Here is a 17,994-nt window from a genome sequence, read left to right on the forward strand (position 1 = left end):
TAAACCTAAATTAAAACATAAAACTCATGCCTATATCATGAGAAATATTATCCTTACTAAAATTATCAAAACTAATAGCATAATCAAGTCTGAATAAATCCAAATAAAGAGATAATCCCAAAGAGACACCTTTAGTACCTACCCCAAATCTAGCCAAAACGCCGCTTGGAAGTTTCTGAGAAAGTCTTTTTTGTACAAAATCCGGAGCATCTAATATGCTTTCAGGCAAATCATCATACCATGCAGTTTTTTGTTTAAATAATCCCAATTTATTAAAATCTATTATCATAGCTTCAAGTCCGATAGATAATTCATGACTTACAGAAGGCACTGATATTGTATATTGTCCTGATACCGCAAAACTTCCGTCGCTTTTAGCGTATGATAAAGAAGCTGTTATATCAGTATCTGTTTTGGCAAATACATTATCATAAAATCCGAAATTCCTAATTCCAACACCAAGTTTAAAATTAGGCGTAAATAAAGACTGCATATACGATACATCAAAAAACATTCCAAAATTATTATCTTTTTCGCTATTATTAACTACACTTTTAATATTTGCCCCTATAAAAGAGCTTTCATTAATAGCATAAGCAGCACCAACATTTATTAAATAAAGTCCGTTATATATATCATTCTTCTTAAAACCCAAACTATCATAAGAATAAACTTTATTTATTTCTCCGGCAAAACCAACCCCCACAGCATAAGAACCTCCTATATGAGCATAAGAAGCATTGAATATATAATCATTTTGAGGATTAGATGTAATAGTATAATTCAAATTTACACTGTCCCTAAGCACTCCCATCAAAGATGAAGAGTTTTTAAATACGGCAGATGAATCATTACCTATTAAAAAGTCTGCTCCCATCATACCCTTTGATCTTGTACTGCTAGTTTCTAAAACCGATAATGAATGCTTTGATGATAAATCAGCTGCAAAAAATACAGAAGAATATATCAATAATATAATAAATACTTTTTTTACCATCTTTTATAATGTTCTCTTTTAATTTTTATAACAATTAAAATTATAACATAAAAAACATTAAATACAATTAAATCAAACTCAATCTATATATGTCCATATCAAGTTCATTTTTTAACTTTTTAAAATCTTCTTCAATTACAGTATCATCATTCTTATATAAAGCAAAAAGTGAAGAACCAGAACCGCTCATAGTTACCTTTCTTTTAATTATATCCTCTGCTTTATTTTTTATCTCTTCTATTCTTTTTTCCAAATTAAAAACATTCTTCTCAAATACATTATATGTTTTGGAAACTATTCTTTCAAAATTAATATCTTTATTATCAAGCATATTCTTTATATAAAATAAATCCGATTTATTAAAATCTTCAGGAGTAAATTTTGAATAAGCCAATTTAGTAGAAACATGTATATTCGGATATATTAAAATAACATTATAAGGAAGCGTAAAATCATAATTTTGTATCTTCTCTCCAATGCCTGAAACCCAAGCACATCCGCCTCTAATAAAAAAAGGAATATCAGCACCAAATGAAGAAAAAGATTCTATTAGCTTATCATTGATATTAATATTTAATTCGGATAAAAAAAACTTAATGATATTAGCAGCATCAGATGATCCTCCTCCAAGTCCTGCCCCTGTAGATATATTTTTTTCTATATGTATATTATAATTATTATTAAGATTCATATTTTTTTTGAAATGATTAAATATTTTTGTTACAATATTTTCTTCTTTATCATCTTCTAATGCAAACTTGCCGCTTGTTGTAATATTATATTCATCAGATTTATCAATGGTTATAATATCATATAAATTCACTGTATGAAATAAAGATTCTATCAAATGATATCCGTCTTCTCTTTTTGAAGTTATATCAAGAGAAATATTTATCTTGCATGGAGCTTTTATTATAGGCATATATATTTTCCTTAAAATAAAACTTATTATTTTTATTTTAGTATATTTAATATTTTTTGCAAATAACTAAAAATAAATATTTTATTAAAGGAAGTTTGTCTATGGATTCTATTTTCCATTTATTTGAATTATTCACAAGTCTTATGTAATAGTATGTAGGTGAAAATTCAGTATTTCTTATAATATAATATCCGCTTGCTTGATTGCCATTATCTCCTATTGTATAATTTATAGTAACTGAATATTCCTTATTTGAAGAAGAAATTAGTTTTTTTATAGAATCGCTGTCATCTAATATGATGTTTTTAATGTTTTCTATATTTTCTATATTAGAATTCTTTTCTATCCAATTTATATTATCATTTAATATTTCATTTTTCATATTATCATAAAATGCAAATAAAGATTCTTTTCTAACACTGTCTAAATCTTCCAAGCATGATACTAATATAAATAATACAATAATTGATGTAATAAAAATTCTTTTCATTAAAAAATCCTATTTTCAAATATTAAGGAAATTGACAGTAATCAAATTCCATTTATCGTTAAAATATATTGCAACAAATTCAATAGAGTTTTCAGATATCTTATTAAAAGAAGGGTACTCAATCTGAGCCAGCATAACATCTTTATATTTTTTATAAGTTACACTAACATCATAATATCCGCCGTCTTTAGGCAAATAATTACAAAGAGAATCATCATTATCTGAAAATATTCTTTGATATAAAGCACCTCTATTTTTTATAGATTCTATAATATTAGCAGGTGTAAGCTCATATACTAAAGTCATCTCATTCAAAGTATTAATTATATTTTCATCTAAACTTTGAAGAAAATTAGAAGTAAACTCTAATGTATCTCTATTTGCTATAAGTTTAGATATATATTTTTCATATTCATATATAGAGTATTCAGTACCATATTCTTTTTTACAGGAAGATGCAAAAATTATCAATATAATAGCTAAAATAAAAATATTCTTCATTTAAGTTTACCTCTCAAATACTGTACTAAAAATTCGGCAATATCATAAAGTGATAATACTACATGTACAATTTTACTTTCTATAGCACTCCTAGGCATACCATATACTGTGCAGCTTAATTTATCCTGAGCTATAGTTAAATTATTATCATTATATAATTTAGTCATACCGCTAGTACCATCATTTCCCATACCTGTCATAATAATAGCAATAGCTTTATCTTTTACAACCTCATCAATAGTATTAAATAAATAATCTACGCATGGGGTATAAACAAATTTTTTATCGGGATCAGGATAGAATTTAATTCTCAATTTTCCTTTGCTATCCATGTATACACCCATATTTTTATCACCCGGGGATATATACACAATAGATGGTAATATCTCCTCATCTACCTGAGCCTCTTTAATTCTAATATTGGATATATCCTGCAAACTAGAAATAAGAGAAGATGAAAATTCTTTAGGTATATGCTGCGATATTAATATTGGCAGAGGAAAATCTTTAGGAAAACTTGGAAGCATTATTCTAAGTGCTCTAGGACCTCCCGTAGATATGCCTATTGCCACTAAAAGAGGAGCTTTAAAAGGTTTTCTAAAAGATATACTTAAAGCTGTTGCAACCTGCTTTTGATTATACGGAATTATTTTAACATTATCATCAAATTTATCCATATATGTTTTTTCATCATCTGCTATCTCAACGGCTTCTCTTATATTACTATTTAAAATAGCAGAATTATAATCAAAAACAGAATTAGAGCCTACAGAATTATTCCTTTTAGCTTCCAAGATTACACTAAGTATATTCTCCCTAATGAAATCTGCTGTTATATTTCTAGGCTTATATATTATATCCAAAGCCCCTAAATCCAAAGCCCTAGATGATAAATCCTTATTCTGTGCCAAAGAACTCATAACCAAAATATTAGTTTGTATATTCTCTTTTTTTAGCAGTTTCAATAATTCTATTCCGCCCATTAGTGGTAAATCTATATTCATAACAACAAAATCAGGTTTTATTGATACTATAGATTTATATGCATCTATGCCGTTATTCACAACACTTACAACTTCTATACTATAATGATTAGATAATACATTATTTAATAATGCCCTAACCGTTTTAGAATCATCAGCTATAAGTATTCTGACCGCCCCCAACATATATAAACCTTAATCCCCTTTTATTTAAAATTATTACTTTTTTGTATCCTTACTGCTAAACCTTTCATCATTTTCTTCTATGATATTAGTTAAAGCTGAAGATATTTCTGATGTATATTTATCATTTTCAAATATACTGTAGCTTTTTGAATTATTTATTATATCAGTCATCTCTTTAGAATAATTTACAGTATTATCAGAAAACAGATCTATTTTTTTATTGCTGCTATCTTTTTTATTTTCTTTATTTTGATGAATATCTTCTATAACATCAACATCATTTCTATTAATATTTTTATTGTTATCTAATTTATTAGAATATTTTTTTTCCGATGCTGCATCAGGTTTATGAACTTTATTTTTACTGCTTACAATCTCATCTAAATCATCTAAACTAGGCAAATCATAATTATTATCATTATTAATATATTCATCAACCTTCTTAGCTGAAGGAATCACAGCAAATACAGCCTCATCTTCAGCAGACTTTTTCAAAAAGAAACGTTTTTTGATAATTTCTTTTAATTCCATTAAAGTTTTTGTTGTAGCTGATAATACAAACAAAATAATAGATATAATAGAAAGATATACAAACCATTCTCCGAATCTAGTATATATAGTAATTTTGTCATTAAGAGCTACATTAGCAATCATATAATCCGGTTTCCAAAAAGGAAGCGTTGAAATTATTTTACCTGTACTTGATATATGTCCTGTAACACCTGAATTACCATTATGAACAATATCCCTTCTATTTTCTATAGCCCTAAATACAGACATATAAAAATGCTGAAGCAAAGACTCATCACTGTAAGACCAAGCATCTTCTGTGATAACGGCTAAAGTCTGTGCCCCATTATATACAAATTTTCTTACAAAATTACCGAAAGCACTTTCAAAACATATAACTCCGGAAAAAGTATAGCCATTAGGATGACTAAATACTGTGAGACTCTTTCCCCTATCCCATCTGTTGGCACCAGCCTTGTCAAATTGAGAATACATAAAATTAATTATGTTTTTAAAAGGGAAAGTATTAAGTAAAAACTCATTATCTTGAAAAGGATATGATTCTCCGCCTGGTACAAGTTTAATTTTAGAATACTCGCCTATTACATTACCTTTATCATTAATAAATTCCATACCATTATAATATTTATACGGATTATATGCATCTTCATTAGTATATTCTTTTATTATAGTAGTACCTAATAAATGATATGTTTGAGTATATCTAATCATATCATAAAGTATATATGTATTATATACGCCGGGATGCATAGAATTAGAAGCCAAGCCGTAACTAAACATATCTCTATATTCATTTATATAAAAACCATAAGAATCCAAAGTAACAGATTCAGGATACACTATTAAAGACGGCTTAGAAAGAGAGGCATCTCTGGCAAGATTTGCTATTCTTTTTACAGATATTGTACCATTTTGCGTAACACCGTCCGGTTTTTCTTCATTTTTAAATTTCTCAGGTTTTAATAAAAACTTTTCTGCAAAACCTTGTATGCCTTTAGAATTTTTATGATAAGGCTCGCCTGTATATATATTATTCCAATAAATGTTAGGATCAAAAGATTTCTGTATTAATGCTATTCTAGTTTTAGGCTGCAAAGCCCTATTAGATTCTTCAAGATTAATTTTTATAGTGCCGTAAGCAATAATAAATAAAAATGAAACTGCAAATATTAAACCAGGAATATATGGCTTTTTATATTTATGTTTTCCTTTTATATCTTTCTCAGCTATAAAAAGCAAATAATGTGCGATTACAGAATTTGAAAAATAAATAAAAAAACTAATACCGAGAACCCCAAATATATCTGCCGCCTGAATAAATAATAAGAAATTCCATTGCGAATATCCTATAATTCCCCAAGGAAATCCAAGATATCCCACATTTCTCATATATTCCATAAATGTAAATACAGCCGGTATAATAATAAATCGAAAATCCGGCAATTTCTTAGAAAGAAACCCGCTTAATAGCATAGCCGGAAAATAAAATAAAAATGTTATTAAAAATAATATAGTAAATAAAGTTAAAAAAGAAACTACAGCTTCCGTTTCTTTTAACATAAATGCTGTAATCCACATTAAAAGAAGACCGAAAAAAACCAATACAAATAAGAAAGACGATATTATATAATATCTAATTTTATCCGCTTTAAATATTATAATATTAAGCGGTACTAAAGCAATAAAAGACATAGGAAATAAATTAAGCGGGGGAAACGCCAAAAATAGGAGTATAGCACTAATAATACTTAATATAATTACACCAATTATGTATGAGTTACTTTTCGACACTTAATAAATCCTATATTTTTTATACAATACTATTCCAACAAAAAACAATAAACATCAGATGTTTATAAATTATATTAACACTGTTTTATCAATTACCTTCTTTCTTCTTTAAAACTTCTTTGATTTCGTTTACAAATTTTTTATCTTGGAAACCTATATGCTCCAAAAGCCAATCTTTTAAGAACTTAATAAACTTATTAGCTACAAAAGGCTGACCTTCTTCGTATTTTCTAATCTGATCAACTATTTCCAAATAAAAACTCTTATGCATAGCCTTATGATTTTCAGCATCTGAATAATTAATTAAATCCATTATTTTTTCTTCTGTTTTGAAGTGATACTGAGTATAGTCTATACATTTTTTTATAGCTTTAATAAAAGCTTCATTTGTATTGGCACTATTATCAACAGTGGCAAGATAAAGCTCATTAACAATATTAACAAGCTCTTTATGCTGACTGTCTATAAGTTTATGCCTTGTTTCATATAGAGGCACCCATTTAATAAATACGGTACTTTCTTGTTCATTGTTATTATCCATTTATAAACTCCAATTTTTAATTATATTTACTATATTATAAAAAATAATAAAAAAATCTACACTAAAATAAAAAAACTATAATATATATCTGCTTATATCTCTATTATCTTCGATATCTTTCATAGCATCTTTTATATTATCGGCATTAATTTTTATAAATTCACCCTTATGTTCATCAGCACTGAAAGAAATCTCCTCAAAAACTTTTTCCATTATAGTATAAAGCCTTCTGGCACCTATATTTTCAACATTGGTGTTTATATTATATGCTATATCGGCTATGGCTGATAAAGCTTCTTCATCAAATTCTATTGTTACACCTTCTGTTTTCAATAATTCCTGATACTGTTTTGTTATTGCATTCTTAGGATTAACGAGTATATCTTTGAAATCATCTTTTGATAAAGCCTTTAACTCAACTCTTATAGGAAATCTTCCCTGAAGCTCCGGTATCAAATCGGAAGGTTTATTTATATGGAAAGCTCCAGCTGCTATAAATAGTATATGATCAGTTTTTACAGGACCATATCTTGTATTAACTGTAGTGCCTTCAACTATAGGAAGCAAATCTCTTTGAACACCATGACGAGCCACATCTGCACTATCTGTTTTATTGCCGCTTGCAATTTTATCTATCTCATCTAAAAATATTATACCCATATTTTCTGTAAGACTTAAAGCATCGGAGGTAATCTTATCCATATCTATAAGGGATTCTGAAGCCTCATTAATTAAGTATTTTTTAGCCTCTTTGACTCTCAAACGTTTATGTTTTTTATTTGAAGGCATAATGCTTCCAACCATAGACTGAATCATATCGCTTTCTTCAAATCCCATACCCGGAATTATACCAAACATTCTATTATTTCCTGATGATATTTTTATTTCAACATAACTTTCATCAAAATCGCCATTAGCTATACGCTTTTTTATCTGTTCTCTGGCATTTTTCTTTTTTTCCGACTCTTCTTCGGATATATTTTCATCATTTTCTTTTTTTACAGACGGAAGAAGCAATTTAGCTAATTTATCTAATGCTATTTCGGTAGCCTCTTTCTCTACTTCTTTCATCATGGCTGTTTTTAAATCGAATATGGCAACATTAACTAAATCCCTTACCATACTCTCAACATCTCTTCCTACATAACCAACTTCAGTATATTTTGTAGCCTCAACCTTAATAAAAGGAGCATTTACTAATTTAGCAAGTCTTCTGGCTATTTCAGTTTTACCAACTCCTGTAGGTCCTATAAGAATGATATTTTTAGGAGCAACCTCATCTTTTAAATCATCAGGCAAATGTCTTCTTCTATATCTATTTCTCAAAGCTATAGCAACGGAGCGTTTAGCCTCTGTCTGCCCTATTATATATTGATCTAAAGCATCTACTATTTTTCTAGGTGTAAGTTCGCTTTCTAATTTCGCATCAAATGACATATTTATTCTATTACCTCCAAAGAAATATTACTGTTAGTGTATATACATATTTTAGAAGCTATTTCAAGTGATTTTCTAGCTATTTCTTTAGCTGAAAGGTCTGTATTTTCACTTAATGCCATAGCAGCCGCCTTAGCATACTGACCGCCACTTCCAATAGCTAATATATTATTTTCACTTTCTATAACATCACCGTTACCTGAAAGTAAAAGCATTTTATCTTTGCTTGCTACTATAATTAAAGCCTGCAAATTTCTAAGCATCTTATCAGTTCTCCATTCGCGTGCAAGTTCAACTGCTGCTCTGGTCAAATCACCTGAAAATTCCTGAAGTCTTTTTTCAAATTTTTCAAACAATGTAAATGCATCGGCAGTAGATCCTGCAAAACCAGATATCACTTTGCCACCGTATAATTTTCTTAATTTAACTGCATTAGGCTTCATCACGGTTTCACCCAATGTAACCTGTCCGTCTCCAGCTATTGCCGTAACTCCGTCTCTGCATACTGCACATATTGTAGTGCCTTTAAACATATTCTTTATTCCTCTCAATTAATATATTATCTTATATTGTATTATATATTTATTTCTATTGCAAATTTTATTATACTATTTTTTAATATTATTTGCAGATAAAATATACAGCAATATTATTAAAACTCTATGAAATATAATTCACTTAAAAAAACACTTTAATTTGATAAAAGAATAAATAAAGGCTTGAAATTTCTGAAAATTCCAAGCCTTAAAAATCACAATTATAATAAAATTAAATTACCACCATTTTTTATCCAAATTAGGCTTTTTATTGTATTCAGGCAGTATTAATTCCTGACCATTATTATCTGTATTATCTTGATTGTTATCAGCAGGTACATAAGCAGCACCTTTTAAATAATTAGCTATATTATTATAACCATTATCTGAAGCTAAATCTGCAGCTGTATATCCGTCGCTGTCTTTTAATGTTTTATCAGCATAGCATTTTTCTACTAATGACATAACGCTGTCCATATTACCATAAGCAGCAGCATAATGCAAGGCTGTATCATTATTAGAATCTTTTATATTAACATCTGCCTTTCCGTCCTGAACTAATGATACTAAAGCATCAACATTATTTTCTAAAGCAGCATAATGTATAGGGTACATATTTTCATTATTTGCCATATTAACACTTGATTTATCAGCATTAACTATATTTTTTATAACATCAGAAGATGCATACATAGCAGCATAATGTAAAGCTGTATTTCCATCAGAATTTTGTATTTTTGTATCAGCATTATATTTTAAAAGTACATTAACTGTAGAAGGCTTATTTTTCATAGCAGCCCAATGTAATGGTGTATCATTTCCATTTTTATCAGCTTCATTTACCAATGTTTTATCTTTTTCCAATAATAATATAACTGTATCATCATTTCCATTTGCTGAAGCCACATGTATAGGCATAGCACCATCTATATCATCTCTAGCCCTTATATCGCATCCTGCTTCTATTAAAGTATAAACTATATCAGCATTACCCACATAAGAAGCAACTATTAAAGGAGTGGCTCCGCCTAAATACCAATTATCCAAAGTAGCTTTATAAGGAAGTTTTGCTTCTTTATTTATATCTTTATAATTAAGTAAGGCTTCTACTGTATCCAAATTATTATTGATAACCGCTAAATGTAAAGGAGTATATCCGTTTTCATCTGCAAAATTAGGATTAACCCCCTCTTTTATTAAAGTATTTAAAGCTATTATATCATTATTTTTAACAGCAACTAAAAGCTCAAGCTGTTTAACATCTAATTCAGTATTAACAACTTCTTCATCAGATGCATTCTCTTCTGTATTATTATCAACAACCTCAACATCTGTAATAGTAACTTCAGTCTCTTCTGCGGTTGTTTCTTCTGTATCATTATTTTCATTTGCTGTATTATTGTCAGCTACTACAGTTTCATCTCCGCCCAAATTATCTTCAGGAGTACCTTCTCTTACTATATTATCATTTCCTGATAAATAATTCTTAACATCATCACCTTTAGCATAATATACAGGCTCATTTCCGTCCTTTGTTTTGCTCATTTTGTCAGCACCTAAATCAACAAGTGTCTGTACTGTTTGAAGAGAGGAGAAAGCAGCAGCATAATGTAAAGGTGTCCATCCGTCTGCATCTTTAGCTTCTATATCCGCCCCATTTTCCATTAATAATTTAATAGTTTCAGGCTTATCCTTCATAGCAGCCCAATGTAATGGAGTATTACCTCTATTATCTACATCATTTATAGTAGAAGAATCTTTAGCAAGGAGCATCATTATTACATCATTATTACCATTAGCAGAAGCCATATGTATAGCCATACTGCCGTCTACATTATCTTTAGCTTTAATATCCGCATTATTCTCAAGTAAAGCTGAAACTATATTAGTGTCTCCAATATATGAAGCCAATATTAATGGTGTAGCACCGCCTAGATACCAACCATCTATACTTACTTTCATATCTAATTTAGAATTAATATCTATATTTTCATTTTTCAAAAGAACATTGACAGTATTTAAATCTTTATTATAAACTGCTCTATGTAAAGGAGTATACCCTTCCATATCTAGTACATTTACATCTATATCTGCAGAGTTATTCAATATATTTGATACATTATCCGAATTTTTTTCATTAATTGCATTAAATAAATTAGTTTCATTTGATGTTAATGCGAATATAGAATAACTAAAAGTCAATAGTATAACTAAAAATCTAATATGTCTCACCTTTAATACTCCAATCTCAAAATAAATAATATTCATAGTATATTAGATAATAAATAAATATCAAGTATAATAAAAAATTTATATTTAAAAAATTTTATTAAAAAAATGAAAATATTTTTGCAGTATTTTTATTTTTATATTGTATTATGAATTAAAATCATTATAATATTATTTTAGCACAAAATATCATATATACTAACATAATAAGGAAGAAAATATGCAAAGTTTTATATATAATAATCCGACAAAAGTAATATTTGGAAAAGACACAGAAAATACTGTAGGAAATGAAATAAAAAATCTAGGATGCCGAAAAGTATTAGTAGTATACGGTACAAAAAGCGTAAAAGAAAGCGGACTTCTTGATAAAGTAGAAAACATATTAAAAAACTCTAATATAGAATATGAATTATTCGGCAATGTGAGAGCTAATCCAACGCTTTCTCATGCAAGAGAGGGAGTAAAAAAAGCAATAGATTTTAATGCCGATTTTATACTTGCAGTAGGAGGCGGAAGCGTTATAGATACAGCCAAAGCAATAGCACATGGGGCATCTAATCCTAATATTGATATATGGGTTTTTTGGACTAGAGTAAAAAATGTAGAAAAAAGCATACCTATAGGCTGCATACTGACAATTTCTGCTGCAGGAAGTGAAACTAGTAATTCTGCTGTACTTACTAATGAAGAAACTCTAGATAAAAGAGGACTTCCTACAGAATTTAATCGTCCTAAATTTGCTATAATGAATCCATGCCTCACTTTTACTTTACCATATTACCAAGTGGCATGCGGAATATCAGACATGCTTATGCATACATTCGACAGATATTTCGGAGATAGTGAAGGCTCTGTAAATGGAGACAATAATCAAACTACAGATGCAATTGCTGAAGCAGTTTTAAAAACAATATTCAAAAACGGTTTAATAGCCATGAAAGATAAAACTAATTATGATGCTATGAGCGAGCTTATGTGGTGCGGAAGTTTATCTCATAATACTTTAACAGGTTTAGGGCTTACTTTTGATTTTATAGTTCATAAATTCGGGCATGAATTAAGTGCAAAATTTGATGTAGCACATGGAGCAAGTCTTTCTGCTATGTGGGGACACTGGGCTAAATACTGCTTAAAAGATAAAAGACAAAGATTCATTCAATACTCAAAAAATGTTTGGAATATTGATGATGATACAGGTCTTAAAGGTATAGAAAAAACTATAGATTATTTTAAACAAATAAACATGCCTACTAACTTTACAGAATTAGGTATTGGAGTGCAAAGCGAAGAAGTTTTACAAGATTTAACAAGAAGATGCATTAAAGACGGTAAACTTGAGTTTAAACATTTTAGAGCTTTAAATAAAGAAGATGTTTATAATATTTTCAAAATGGCTAATATTTAATGTTTTATAACTTATTTTTTTATTAATGGTCAATTTAATTACTATACAATAAATACATTAGTAATTAAATTGACTTAACTGATATTTCAATCTAAATTAAAACCTTTGAAGATAAATATATATTTTTAAGTATATCAACTCCATTACAATACCTAGACATTCCAACCATATACAGTTTCTTTTTTATTCTCGATACAGCAACATTAAGTATATTTATAATTGTAAATGTCATCTAATTCATATAATTTAAATCTAGCCATTTGATTGTATGTTATTCCTATAATATTTGCATTATCACATACATATTTATCATACTTCTTATTTTTTATAATATGCTCTTCAAATTCATTAAATAATCTGCTTGTCAAACTCTAAGATATTCTTATTCACTCTAATTATTAGAGTAATACTATTATCGTAAATTAAATAGACTACTCACTATATAGCTAACAGTATTGAGATTACTTTTATTAGAAAAAAGTTAATAGACATATTTAGCTTATTTAAATTTAATTATTATTTTTTATACAAAAATAAAAAAAATAAATTAAATATTATATTTAATTTCAAAGAGCTATTTATAAGCATAAAGCCTAAAAACAAAGTCAAAAAATAATAAATAAACTCTTAAAATAAATACCAGAAACTTGATACTCTATCATTTTATAAACTTTCTTAAATAAGTTAAATTATTTTCTTAAAAAATATCATATACATCACTTTTTACTTAAATTATAAGACAATTTATATTTATCTCTAAGTTAGATTTTTCGAGAATCTTCATCAAATTTTCCAAATGCCTTTTTAATAATCAGTATCTAGAAGCTTAAGTATTTTTTCTAATATATTTACAGCTTAATCAAAATAGTTTTCATCTCTTGCTAATATCTAAGTTAAATATAATGAAAGTTTTATCATATACCAAAAAACTTTTAAATTTCATAAAAACATATAACTATTTCATAAAGATAGCTTTTCCTTTTTTATTTTATAATACACAAAACAATAATCTTTTATATATATCCTCTAATGATTTGATTATATTTTCTATAAGTATATTAATATCTCATGATATAATCATAATCAAAATTCTTTTGTAATATATGTTTATCAAACTAAATAATAAAATTATATTTTACATGCACTAAAATAACTTTATAACAAATTAATTATGTGTAAAATTTTGGCAATAAGCTAAATTTTAATTACTTAATCTATAATTTTATTAAGTAATTAAAATTATTTTTTATATATATTCTTAAAATAAAATATATTTTTTAAGCGTAAAAATATATTAATACAAAATATTTTTATACTTGTAACTTTATTGTTATATGGTATAATTTTTAAACTAACTTGAAGGATTTATTATAAATGGAAAAAATTAATATAAATAAAATAATGGAATTATTACCTCATAGATATCCTTTCTTACTAGTTGATAGAGTAGAAAGCGTTGAAGAAGGAAAAATACATGCTATAAAAAATATAACTTTTAATGAACCGCAGTTTACAGGACATTTCCCTGAAAGTCCTATTATGCCGGGGGTTTTAATGATTGAGGCATTGGCTCAGACTTCTGGTATTTACTGCTATACAAAAATTTTAAAGCCTGACGAATATGGTAAAAAATTCATGTTCTTTGCAAAGATAGATAATGTAAAATTTAAAAATCCTGTAATACCGGGAGATGTTATGGACATGTTTGTTACCGTTGAAGCATTCAGCAATAATCTGCTTAAGACACATGGCGAAGTTAAAGTTAATGATAAATTGGCATGCTCTGGAGATTTAGGGTTATTCTTAGTTGATAAAGAAGCCATGAAAATTGAAAAATAAATTAGGAAATAAAATGAATAATAATATACATCCTACAGCAATAATTTCTGATTCTGCTAAAATTGCAGATAATGTAAAAATAGGACCTTATGCCATTATAGAAGGCGAGGTAAATATAGGTGAAAATACATCTATAGGAGCACATTCTGTAATAAAAGAATATACAACAATAGGCAAAAACAATATAATACATGATCATACTGTTATAGGGGATCTTCCTCAGGACATACATTTTGATAGAAAAACAGTAACTTTCCTTGAAATAGGCGATGGAAATGAAATTAGAGAATTTGCTAATCTTCATAGGGCATCTAAAGAAAATGCTAAAACTGTTATAAAAAATAACTGCTATATAATGGCTACAGGGCATGTTGCTCATGACTGTGAGATAAATGATAATGTTATAATATGTAATGGGGCTTTAGTGGCAGGACATGTCAGAGTAGAAAAAGGTGCTTTTATATCAGGAAACTGTGTAATACATCAATTTTGTGCTATAGGACAGTATGCTATGATAAGCGGTATGTCAGCTGTTGGAAGAGATATACTCCCATTTGCATTAACTGCTCATGCAGGTGAAGCTATTATTTATAAGCTTAATTTAGTTGGTATGAGAAGGGCCGGATTCACATCAGAACAAATATCCCAAGCTGAAGAAGCTTATGATATGTGGTTTAATTGGAATAAAACAAAACAAGAGTTTTTAGATACATATTTAAATGACACTTCATTAAATCCTATAGCTAGAGATATTGTAGTGTTTATATCCAAAGCTAGAAGAGGAATAACTCCTAAAAAAACTGTATAAAACAAAATAAGTTATGAGAATATTTATAGCTACAGGTGAAGTATCGGGCGACATTCAAGGTGCCTTATTAGCAAGAAAAATAAAAGAGTTGGATCCTAATATTATATTAGATGGTTTCGGCGGCGTTGAAATGCAAAAAGCCAATGTTAATATATTATCGGATATGTCTACTTTATCAACTATAGGAATATTTGAAGGGGCAAATCCTAAAGTGGCTTTCAAAAATCTTGGTGCTTTTAACCGATTAAAAGAGTATTTAAAAAATAATAAAGTTGACATTATGCTTCTTGTTGATAATCAAGGGGTAAATCTACTATTAGCAAAATATTGTAAGGCTAATAATATAAATTATATATATTATTTTCCGCCGCATGTAGGTATATGGGGAGCTTGGAATGCTAAAAGGCTTCTTTCTGCTAAAAAAATCATTACTCCTTTCCTATTTGATTATGAAGTATATAAAAAATTCGGCTGTGATGTAATGTATAGCGGACACCCTTTTGCTGATTTGGATTATAATAGAAAGGTGCCTGAATTAGATATGCCTAAAAAAGAATATACTGTTGGGGTTCTATTCGGAAGCAGAAATCAGGAAATAAAAAAGTTAGCACCTGTATTTATAAAATCTATGAAGATGCTTAATGATATGCTTTCTTCAAATATAAGATTCGTAATACCTATAGCATATCCTGAATATAAAGAACCTATAGAAAAAATTCTAGATAATTATAAAAATTTATTAGAAAATGTTTCATATTCATTATTATGCGGTGATGATAAGGATTATGTTTATTCTTATTCCGATGCCTTAATAATGTCAAGCGGAACAGCTAGTCTTTTGGCTGCCTGCTATGGAAAGCCTATGGTTATATGCTATAAAATATCATTTATAACTTTCCTGCTTGGAAAATTATTTACAAACATAAAATATGTTGGAATGCCTAATGTGCTTCTTAATGAGGAAGCTGCTCCTGAACTTTTGCAAAATGACTGCAATCCAAATGCTATTACAAGTCATATTATAAAATATTTAACCGATAAAGAATACTATAAAAAAGTAAGCAATAATTTACTTAGAGTGAGAGAAACTTTAGGTGAAAAAAATGTACTTGATCGTATAGCAAAAGAGATTATAAAATCATGATAGATTCTAAAACTGATATAGAAGAAATAAAAAAATATATAAAAAATCATAAAAAAGAGCCTATCAAATTTAATATTACCTGGCTTGACAGTAATTCTAAACAAAAAATAAATTTCATTTTGGAAGAAATTTTAAAAAAATATAATATAACCAAATATACAAATGATGCACATTATATTATAATGGAGCTTATTTCAAATGCAATAAAAGCTAGATATCTTCATGTTATTACTATCAATACTTTAATAGAAAAATTTCCTGATTTTATAAAAAAAATAGAAAATAAAGAATACTTTAATGATTATGATATAATGAGTGAATATTCAAATATATTGAAAGATGAAGAAACTATGAAACAATTAAAAGAATTCATAAAATTAGAGAAGCAGCTCATCAAAGATATTGATAATAATATCGAAATTGATGATAATAAATATTCAAAATTATTAATATGCAATAATAAACTTACTATAACATTAGTAGTTAAATTCAATAAAAATAACATAGAATTTGAAATAATAAATGATGCCCCTCTCACAATGATTAGCAGAACAAGAATAGACTCTAAAAGATTAACATTTAAAGAATATTATAAAAATAATTTAGTAGAAAAATTTTTTATGGAACAATTGGATAATACAGAAAGTGCAGGATTTGGACTTGCATTATGCGATTTGAGACTTTTTAATCAGAATTTAGAACCTCATACTCATTTAAAAATATACGATGAAAATCATAAAACTCATTCAAAATTAATACTGCCTATCAAAAAAGAATTTACTCTTGTGGTATATAATAAATACTAATTATAATTAGAATCCGTCTATAGTAACTATAATAAAAAAGCCCCATATAATAAATTATATGAGGCAGATTTTAATTTAAAAAATTATTTCCAATTACCTGATGGAATTAATTCTAGTGTCAAACCATTAGCAAATATTTTTTGTACTTCTTGATCAGCGGAATATCCATCTGCTAACCCAACACTAAGACTTACAGTTAAAGGATTTTTAGTTCCAGAATTACCACCACTTACTTTAGGATTACTTGCGATTATGCCATTTTTCTCTAATATAGGACCAGCACCTGCTATTAAAGCATTCATTACATCAGACATTGCAGCATTTCCAGAAGTACTTGAAGTTAATCTAGGAATGCTGTTGAGATCTGTAATAGCAGAAAAATCCCAAGTTTCTCCTCCAACTTCAAGCTTAGGTACACTTTTTAAAACTTCTAAAACTTTAGCTACAGTGATAGTCTTTCCATTATCCTTTTCTGGCTCTGTGCTTTTATTAGCACAACTTACAGCAAAAAGAGAAAATGAAGCAACTAGTAAAAATAATTTAAACAATTTTTTGTTCATAATAGAACACTCCTTAAATAAAAAATTTATAATATATCCCATAGCACCTTTAATTTTTTTGGCTTTATGAGATAAATAGCTAGATCTATTATTTAACGCTACATATTCAACATTAGTGCTTATAGAAATATATTTTTTATGTATATGATTTATCAATGAGATAAATACAAATATTTGATCATTAATAAAAGATAATAATATAGATATGAAATTAAAAAATAAAGAATAAAAATTAAATAGATATATTAGATGCGATGCGATGCGATGCGATGCGATGCGATGCGA

17 protein-coding genes are annotated in these 17,994 nt (G+C 27.7%); 5 read left to right on the forward strand and 12 right to left on the reverse strand.

What is annotated here, in order from left to right; genetic code table 11:
- Positions 1–10 precede the first annotated feature (10 nt).
- From BFL38_RS09395 to BFL38_RS09440, 10 genes are all read right to left on the reverse strand, one after another.
- A complete protein-coding gene (locus BFL38_RS09395) occupies positions 11–997 on the reverse strand; it encodes a hypothetical protein (RefSeq protein WP_069726816.1) in 987 nt (328 codons plus the stop codon).
- 67 nt (positions 998–1,064) lie between these two features.
- Complete coding sequence (ispE, locus tag BFL38_RS09400) at positions 1,065–1,919, reverse strand: 4-(cytidine 5'-diphospho)-2-C-methyl-D-erythritol kinase (protein WP_069726817.1); 855 nt, start codon at positions 1,917–1,919, stop codon at positions 1,065–1,067.
- A 46-nt stretch (positions 1,920–1,965) separates the two neighbouring features.
- Positions 1,966–2,409: a hypothetical protein gene (locus BFL38_RS09405; RefSeq protein ID WP_069726818.1), complete on the reverse strand. Its 444-nt coding sequence runs from the start codon at positions 2,407–2,409 to the stop codon at positions 1,966–1,968.
- Positions 2,410–2,424: 15 nt separating this feature from the next.
- Positions 2,425–2,910, reverse strand: a complete 486-nt coding sequence (locus BFL38_RS09410; protein WP_069726819.1) for a hypothetical protein — start codon at positions 2,908–2,910, stop codon at positions 2,425–2,427.
- Positions 2,907–4,079, reverse strand: a complete 1,173-nt coding sequence (gene cheB, locus BFL38_RS09415) for a chemotaxis-specific protein-glutamate methyltransferase CheB (protein WP_069726820.1) — start codon at positions 4,077–4,079, stop codon at positions 2,907–2,909. The genes BFL38_RS09410 and cheB overlap by 4 nt, the downstream gene beginning before the upstream one ends.
- 33 nt (positions 4,080–4,112) lie before the next feature.
- Positions 4,113–6,401 carry an apolipoprotein N-acyltransferase gene (lnt, locus tag BFL38_RS09420; protein WP_069726821.1) on the reverse strand — a complete coding sequence of 763 codons (2,289 nt, stop codon included), beginning with the start codon at positions 6,399–6,401 and terminating at the stop codon, positions 4,113–4,115.
- A gap of 88 nt (positions 6,402–6,489) precedes the next feature.
- On the reverse strand, positions 6,490–6,942 hold the full coding sequence (locus BFL38_RS09425; protein ID WP_008723468.1) for a bacteriohemerythrin: 453 nt from the start codon (positions 6,940–6,942) through the stop codon (positions 6,490–6,492).
- A gap of 75 nt (positions 6,943–7,017) precedes the next feature.
- Positions 7,018–8,379, reverse strand: coding sequence for an ATP-dependent protease ATPase subunit HslU (gene hslU, locus BFL38_RS09430; RefSeq protein WP_069726822.1), 1,362 nt, complete (start codon positions 8,377–8,379; stop codon positions 7,018–7,020).
- A 2-nt stretch (positions 8,380–8,381) separates the two neighbouring features.
- Entirely contained in the window at positions 8,382–8,912 is a 531-nt protein-coding gene (hslV, locus tag BFL38_RS09435; RefSeq protein ID WP_008723464.1) for an ATP-dependent protease subunit HslV, read from the reverse strand.
- 240 nt (positions 8,913–9,152) lie between these two features.
- Positions 9,153–11,147, reverse strand: a complete 1,995-nt coding sequence (locus BFL38_RS09440; protein WP_069726823.1) for an ankyrin repeat domain-containing protein — start codon at positions 11,145–11,147, stop codon at positions 9,153–9,155.
- A 217-nt stretch (positions 11,148–11,364) separates the two neighbouring features.
- On the opposite strand from BFL38_RS09440, the gene BFL38_RS09445 reads away from it, so the two are divergent.
- Entirely contained in the window at positions 11,365–12,552 is a 1,188-nt protein-coding gene (locus BFL38_RS09445) for an iron-containing alcohol dehydrogenase (RefSeq protein WP_069726824.1), read from the forward strand.
- A 203-nt stretch (positions 12,553–12,755) separates the two neighbouring features.
- On the opposite strand, the gene BFL38_RS14945 is transcribed toward BFL38_RS09445, so the two are convergent.
- Positions 12,756–12,920: a hypothetical protein gene (locus BFL38_RS14945; RefSeq protein ID WP_256097245.1), complete on the reverse strand. Its 165-nt coding sequence runs from the start codon at positions 12,918–12,920 to the stop codon at positions 12,756–12,758.
- Between the two features lie 1,006 nt (positions 12,921–13,926).
- On the opposite strand from BFL38_RS14945, the gene fabZ reads away from it, so the two are divergent.
- Genes fabZ through BFL38_RS09465 form a run of 4 tightly spaced genes read left to right on the forward strand, consistent with a single transcriptional unit; the run spans position 13,927 to position 17,149 of the window.
- Positions 13,927–14,391 (forward strand): 3-hydroxyacyl-ACP dehydratase FabZ, encoded by a 465-nt coding sequence (fabZ, locus tag BFL38_RS09450; RefSeq protein WP_008723440.1) that lies wholly within the window; start codon positions 13,927–13,929, stop codon positions 14,389–14,391.
- 13 nt (positions 14,392–14,404) lie between these two features.
- The gene (gene lpxA, locus BFL38_RS09455) at positions 14,405–15,199 is read left to right on the forward strand and encodes an acyl-ACP--UDP-N-acetylglucosamine O-acyltransferase (RefSeq protein WP_069727459.1); all 795 of its coding nucleotides are present in this window, start codon (positions 14,405–14,407) and stop codon (positions 15,197–15,199) included.
- 13 nt (positions 15,200–15,212) lie between these two features.
- Positions 15,213–16,343 carry a lipid-A-disaccharide synthase gene (lpxB, locus tag BFL38_RS09460; RefSeq protein WP_069726825.1) on the forward strand — a complete coding sequence of 377 codons (1,131 nt, stop codon included), beginning with the start codon at positions 15,213–15,215 and terminating at the stop codon, positions 16,341–16,343.
- A complete protein-coding gene (locus BFL38_RS09465; RefSeq protein ID WP_069726826.1) occupies positions 16,340–17,149 on the forward strand; it encodes a hypothetical protein in 810 nt (269 codons plus the stop codon). The genes lpxB and BFL38_RS09465 overlap by 4 nt, the downstream gene beginning before the upstream one ends.
- An 83-nt stretch (positions 17,150–17,232) precedes the next feature.
- Here BFL38_RS09465 and BFL38_RS09470 read toward each other — a convergent pair whose 3' ends face one another.
- Positions 17,233–17,709: a hypothetical protein gene (locus BFL38_RS09470; protein WP_069726827.1), complete on the reverse strand. Its 477-nt coding sequence runs from the start codon at positions 17,707–17,709 to the stop codon at positions 17,233–17,235.
- Between the last annotated feature and the right edge of the window lie 285 nt (positions 17,710–17,994).

The sequence above is a fragment of the Brachyspira hampsonii genome, from assembly GCF_001746205.1.
Lineage (GTDB): Bacteria > Spirochaetota > Brachyspiria > Brachyspirales > Brachyspiraceae > Brachyspira > Brachyspira hampsonii_B.

Bases quoted from the DNA above. Each gene is read 5' to 3' on its own strand.
- BFL38_RS09395 (WP_069726816.1), bottom strand. From the start codon at position 997: ATGGTAAAAAAAGTATTTATTATATTATTGATATATTCTTCTGTATTT.
- ispE (WP_069726817.1), bottom strand. From the start codon at position 1,919: ATGCCTATAATAAAAGCTCCATGCAAGATAAATATTTCTCTTGATATA.
- BFL38_RS09405 (WP_069726818.1), bottom strand. From the start codon at position 2,409: ATGAAAAGAATTTTTATTACATCAATTATTGTATTATTTATATTAGTA.
- BFL38_RS09410 (WP_069726819.1), bottom strand. From the start codon at position 2,910: ATGAAGAATATTTTTATTTTAGCTATTATATTGATAATTTTTGCATCT.
- cheB (WP_069726820.1), bottom strand. From the start codon at position 4,079: ATGTTGGGGGCGGTCAGAATACTTATAGCTGATGATTCTAAAACGGTT.
- BFL38_RS09425 (WP_008723468.1), bottom strand. From the start codon at position 6,942: ATGGATAATAACAATGAACAAGAAAGTACCGTATTTATTAAATGGGTG.
- hslU (WP_069726822.1), bottom strand. From the start codon at position 8,379: ATGTCATTTGATGCGAAATTAGAAAGCGAACTTACACCTAGAAAAATA.
- hslV (WP_008723464.1), bottom strand. From the start codon at position 8,912: ATGTTTAAAGGCACTACAATATGTGCAGTATGCAGAGACGGAGTTACG.
- BFL38_RS09445 (WP_069726824.1), top strand. From the start codon at position 11,365: ATGCAAAGTTTTATATATAATAATCCGACAAAAGTAATATTTGGAAAA.
- fabZ (WP_008723440.1), top strand. From the start codon at position 13,927: ATGGAAAAAATTAATATAAATAAAATAATGGAATTATTACCTCATAGA.
- lpxA (WP_069727459.1), top strand. From the start codon at position 14,405: ATGAATAATAATATACATCCTACAGCAATAATTTCTGATTCTGCTAAA.
- lpxB (WP_069726825.1), top strand. From the start codon at position 15,213: ATGAGAATATTTATAGCTACAGGTGAAGTATCGGGCGACATTCAAGGT.
- BFL38_RS09465 (WP_069726826.1), top strand. From the start codon at position 16,340: ATGATAGATTCTAAAACTGATATAGAAGAAATAAAAAAATATATAAAA.
- BFL38_RS09470 (WP_069726827.1), bottom strand. From the start codon at position 17,709: ATGAACAAAAAATTGTTTAAATTATTTTTACTAGTTGCTTCATTTTCT.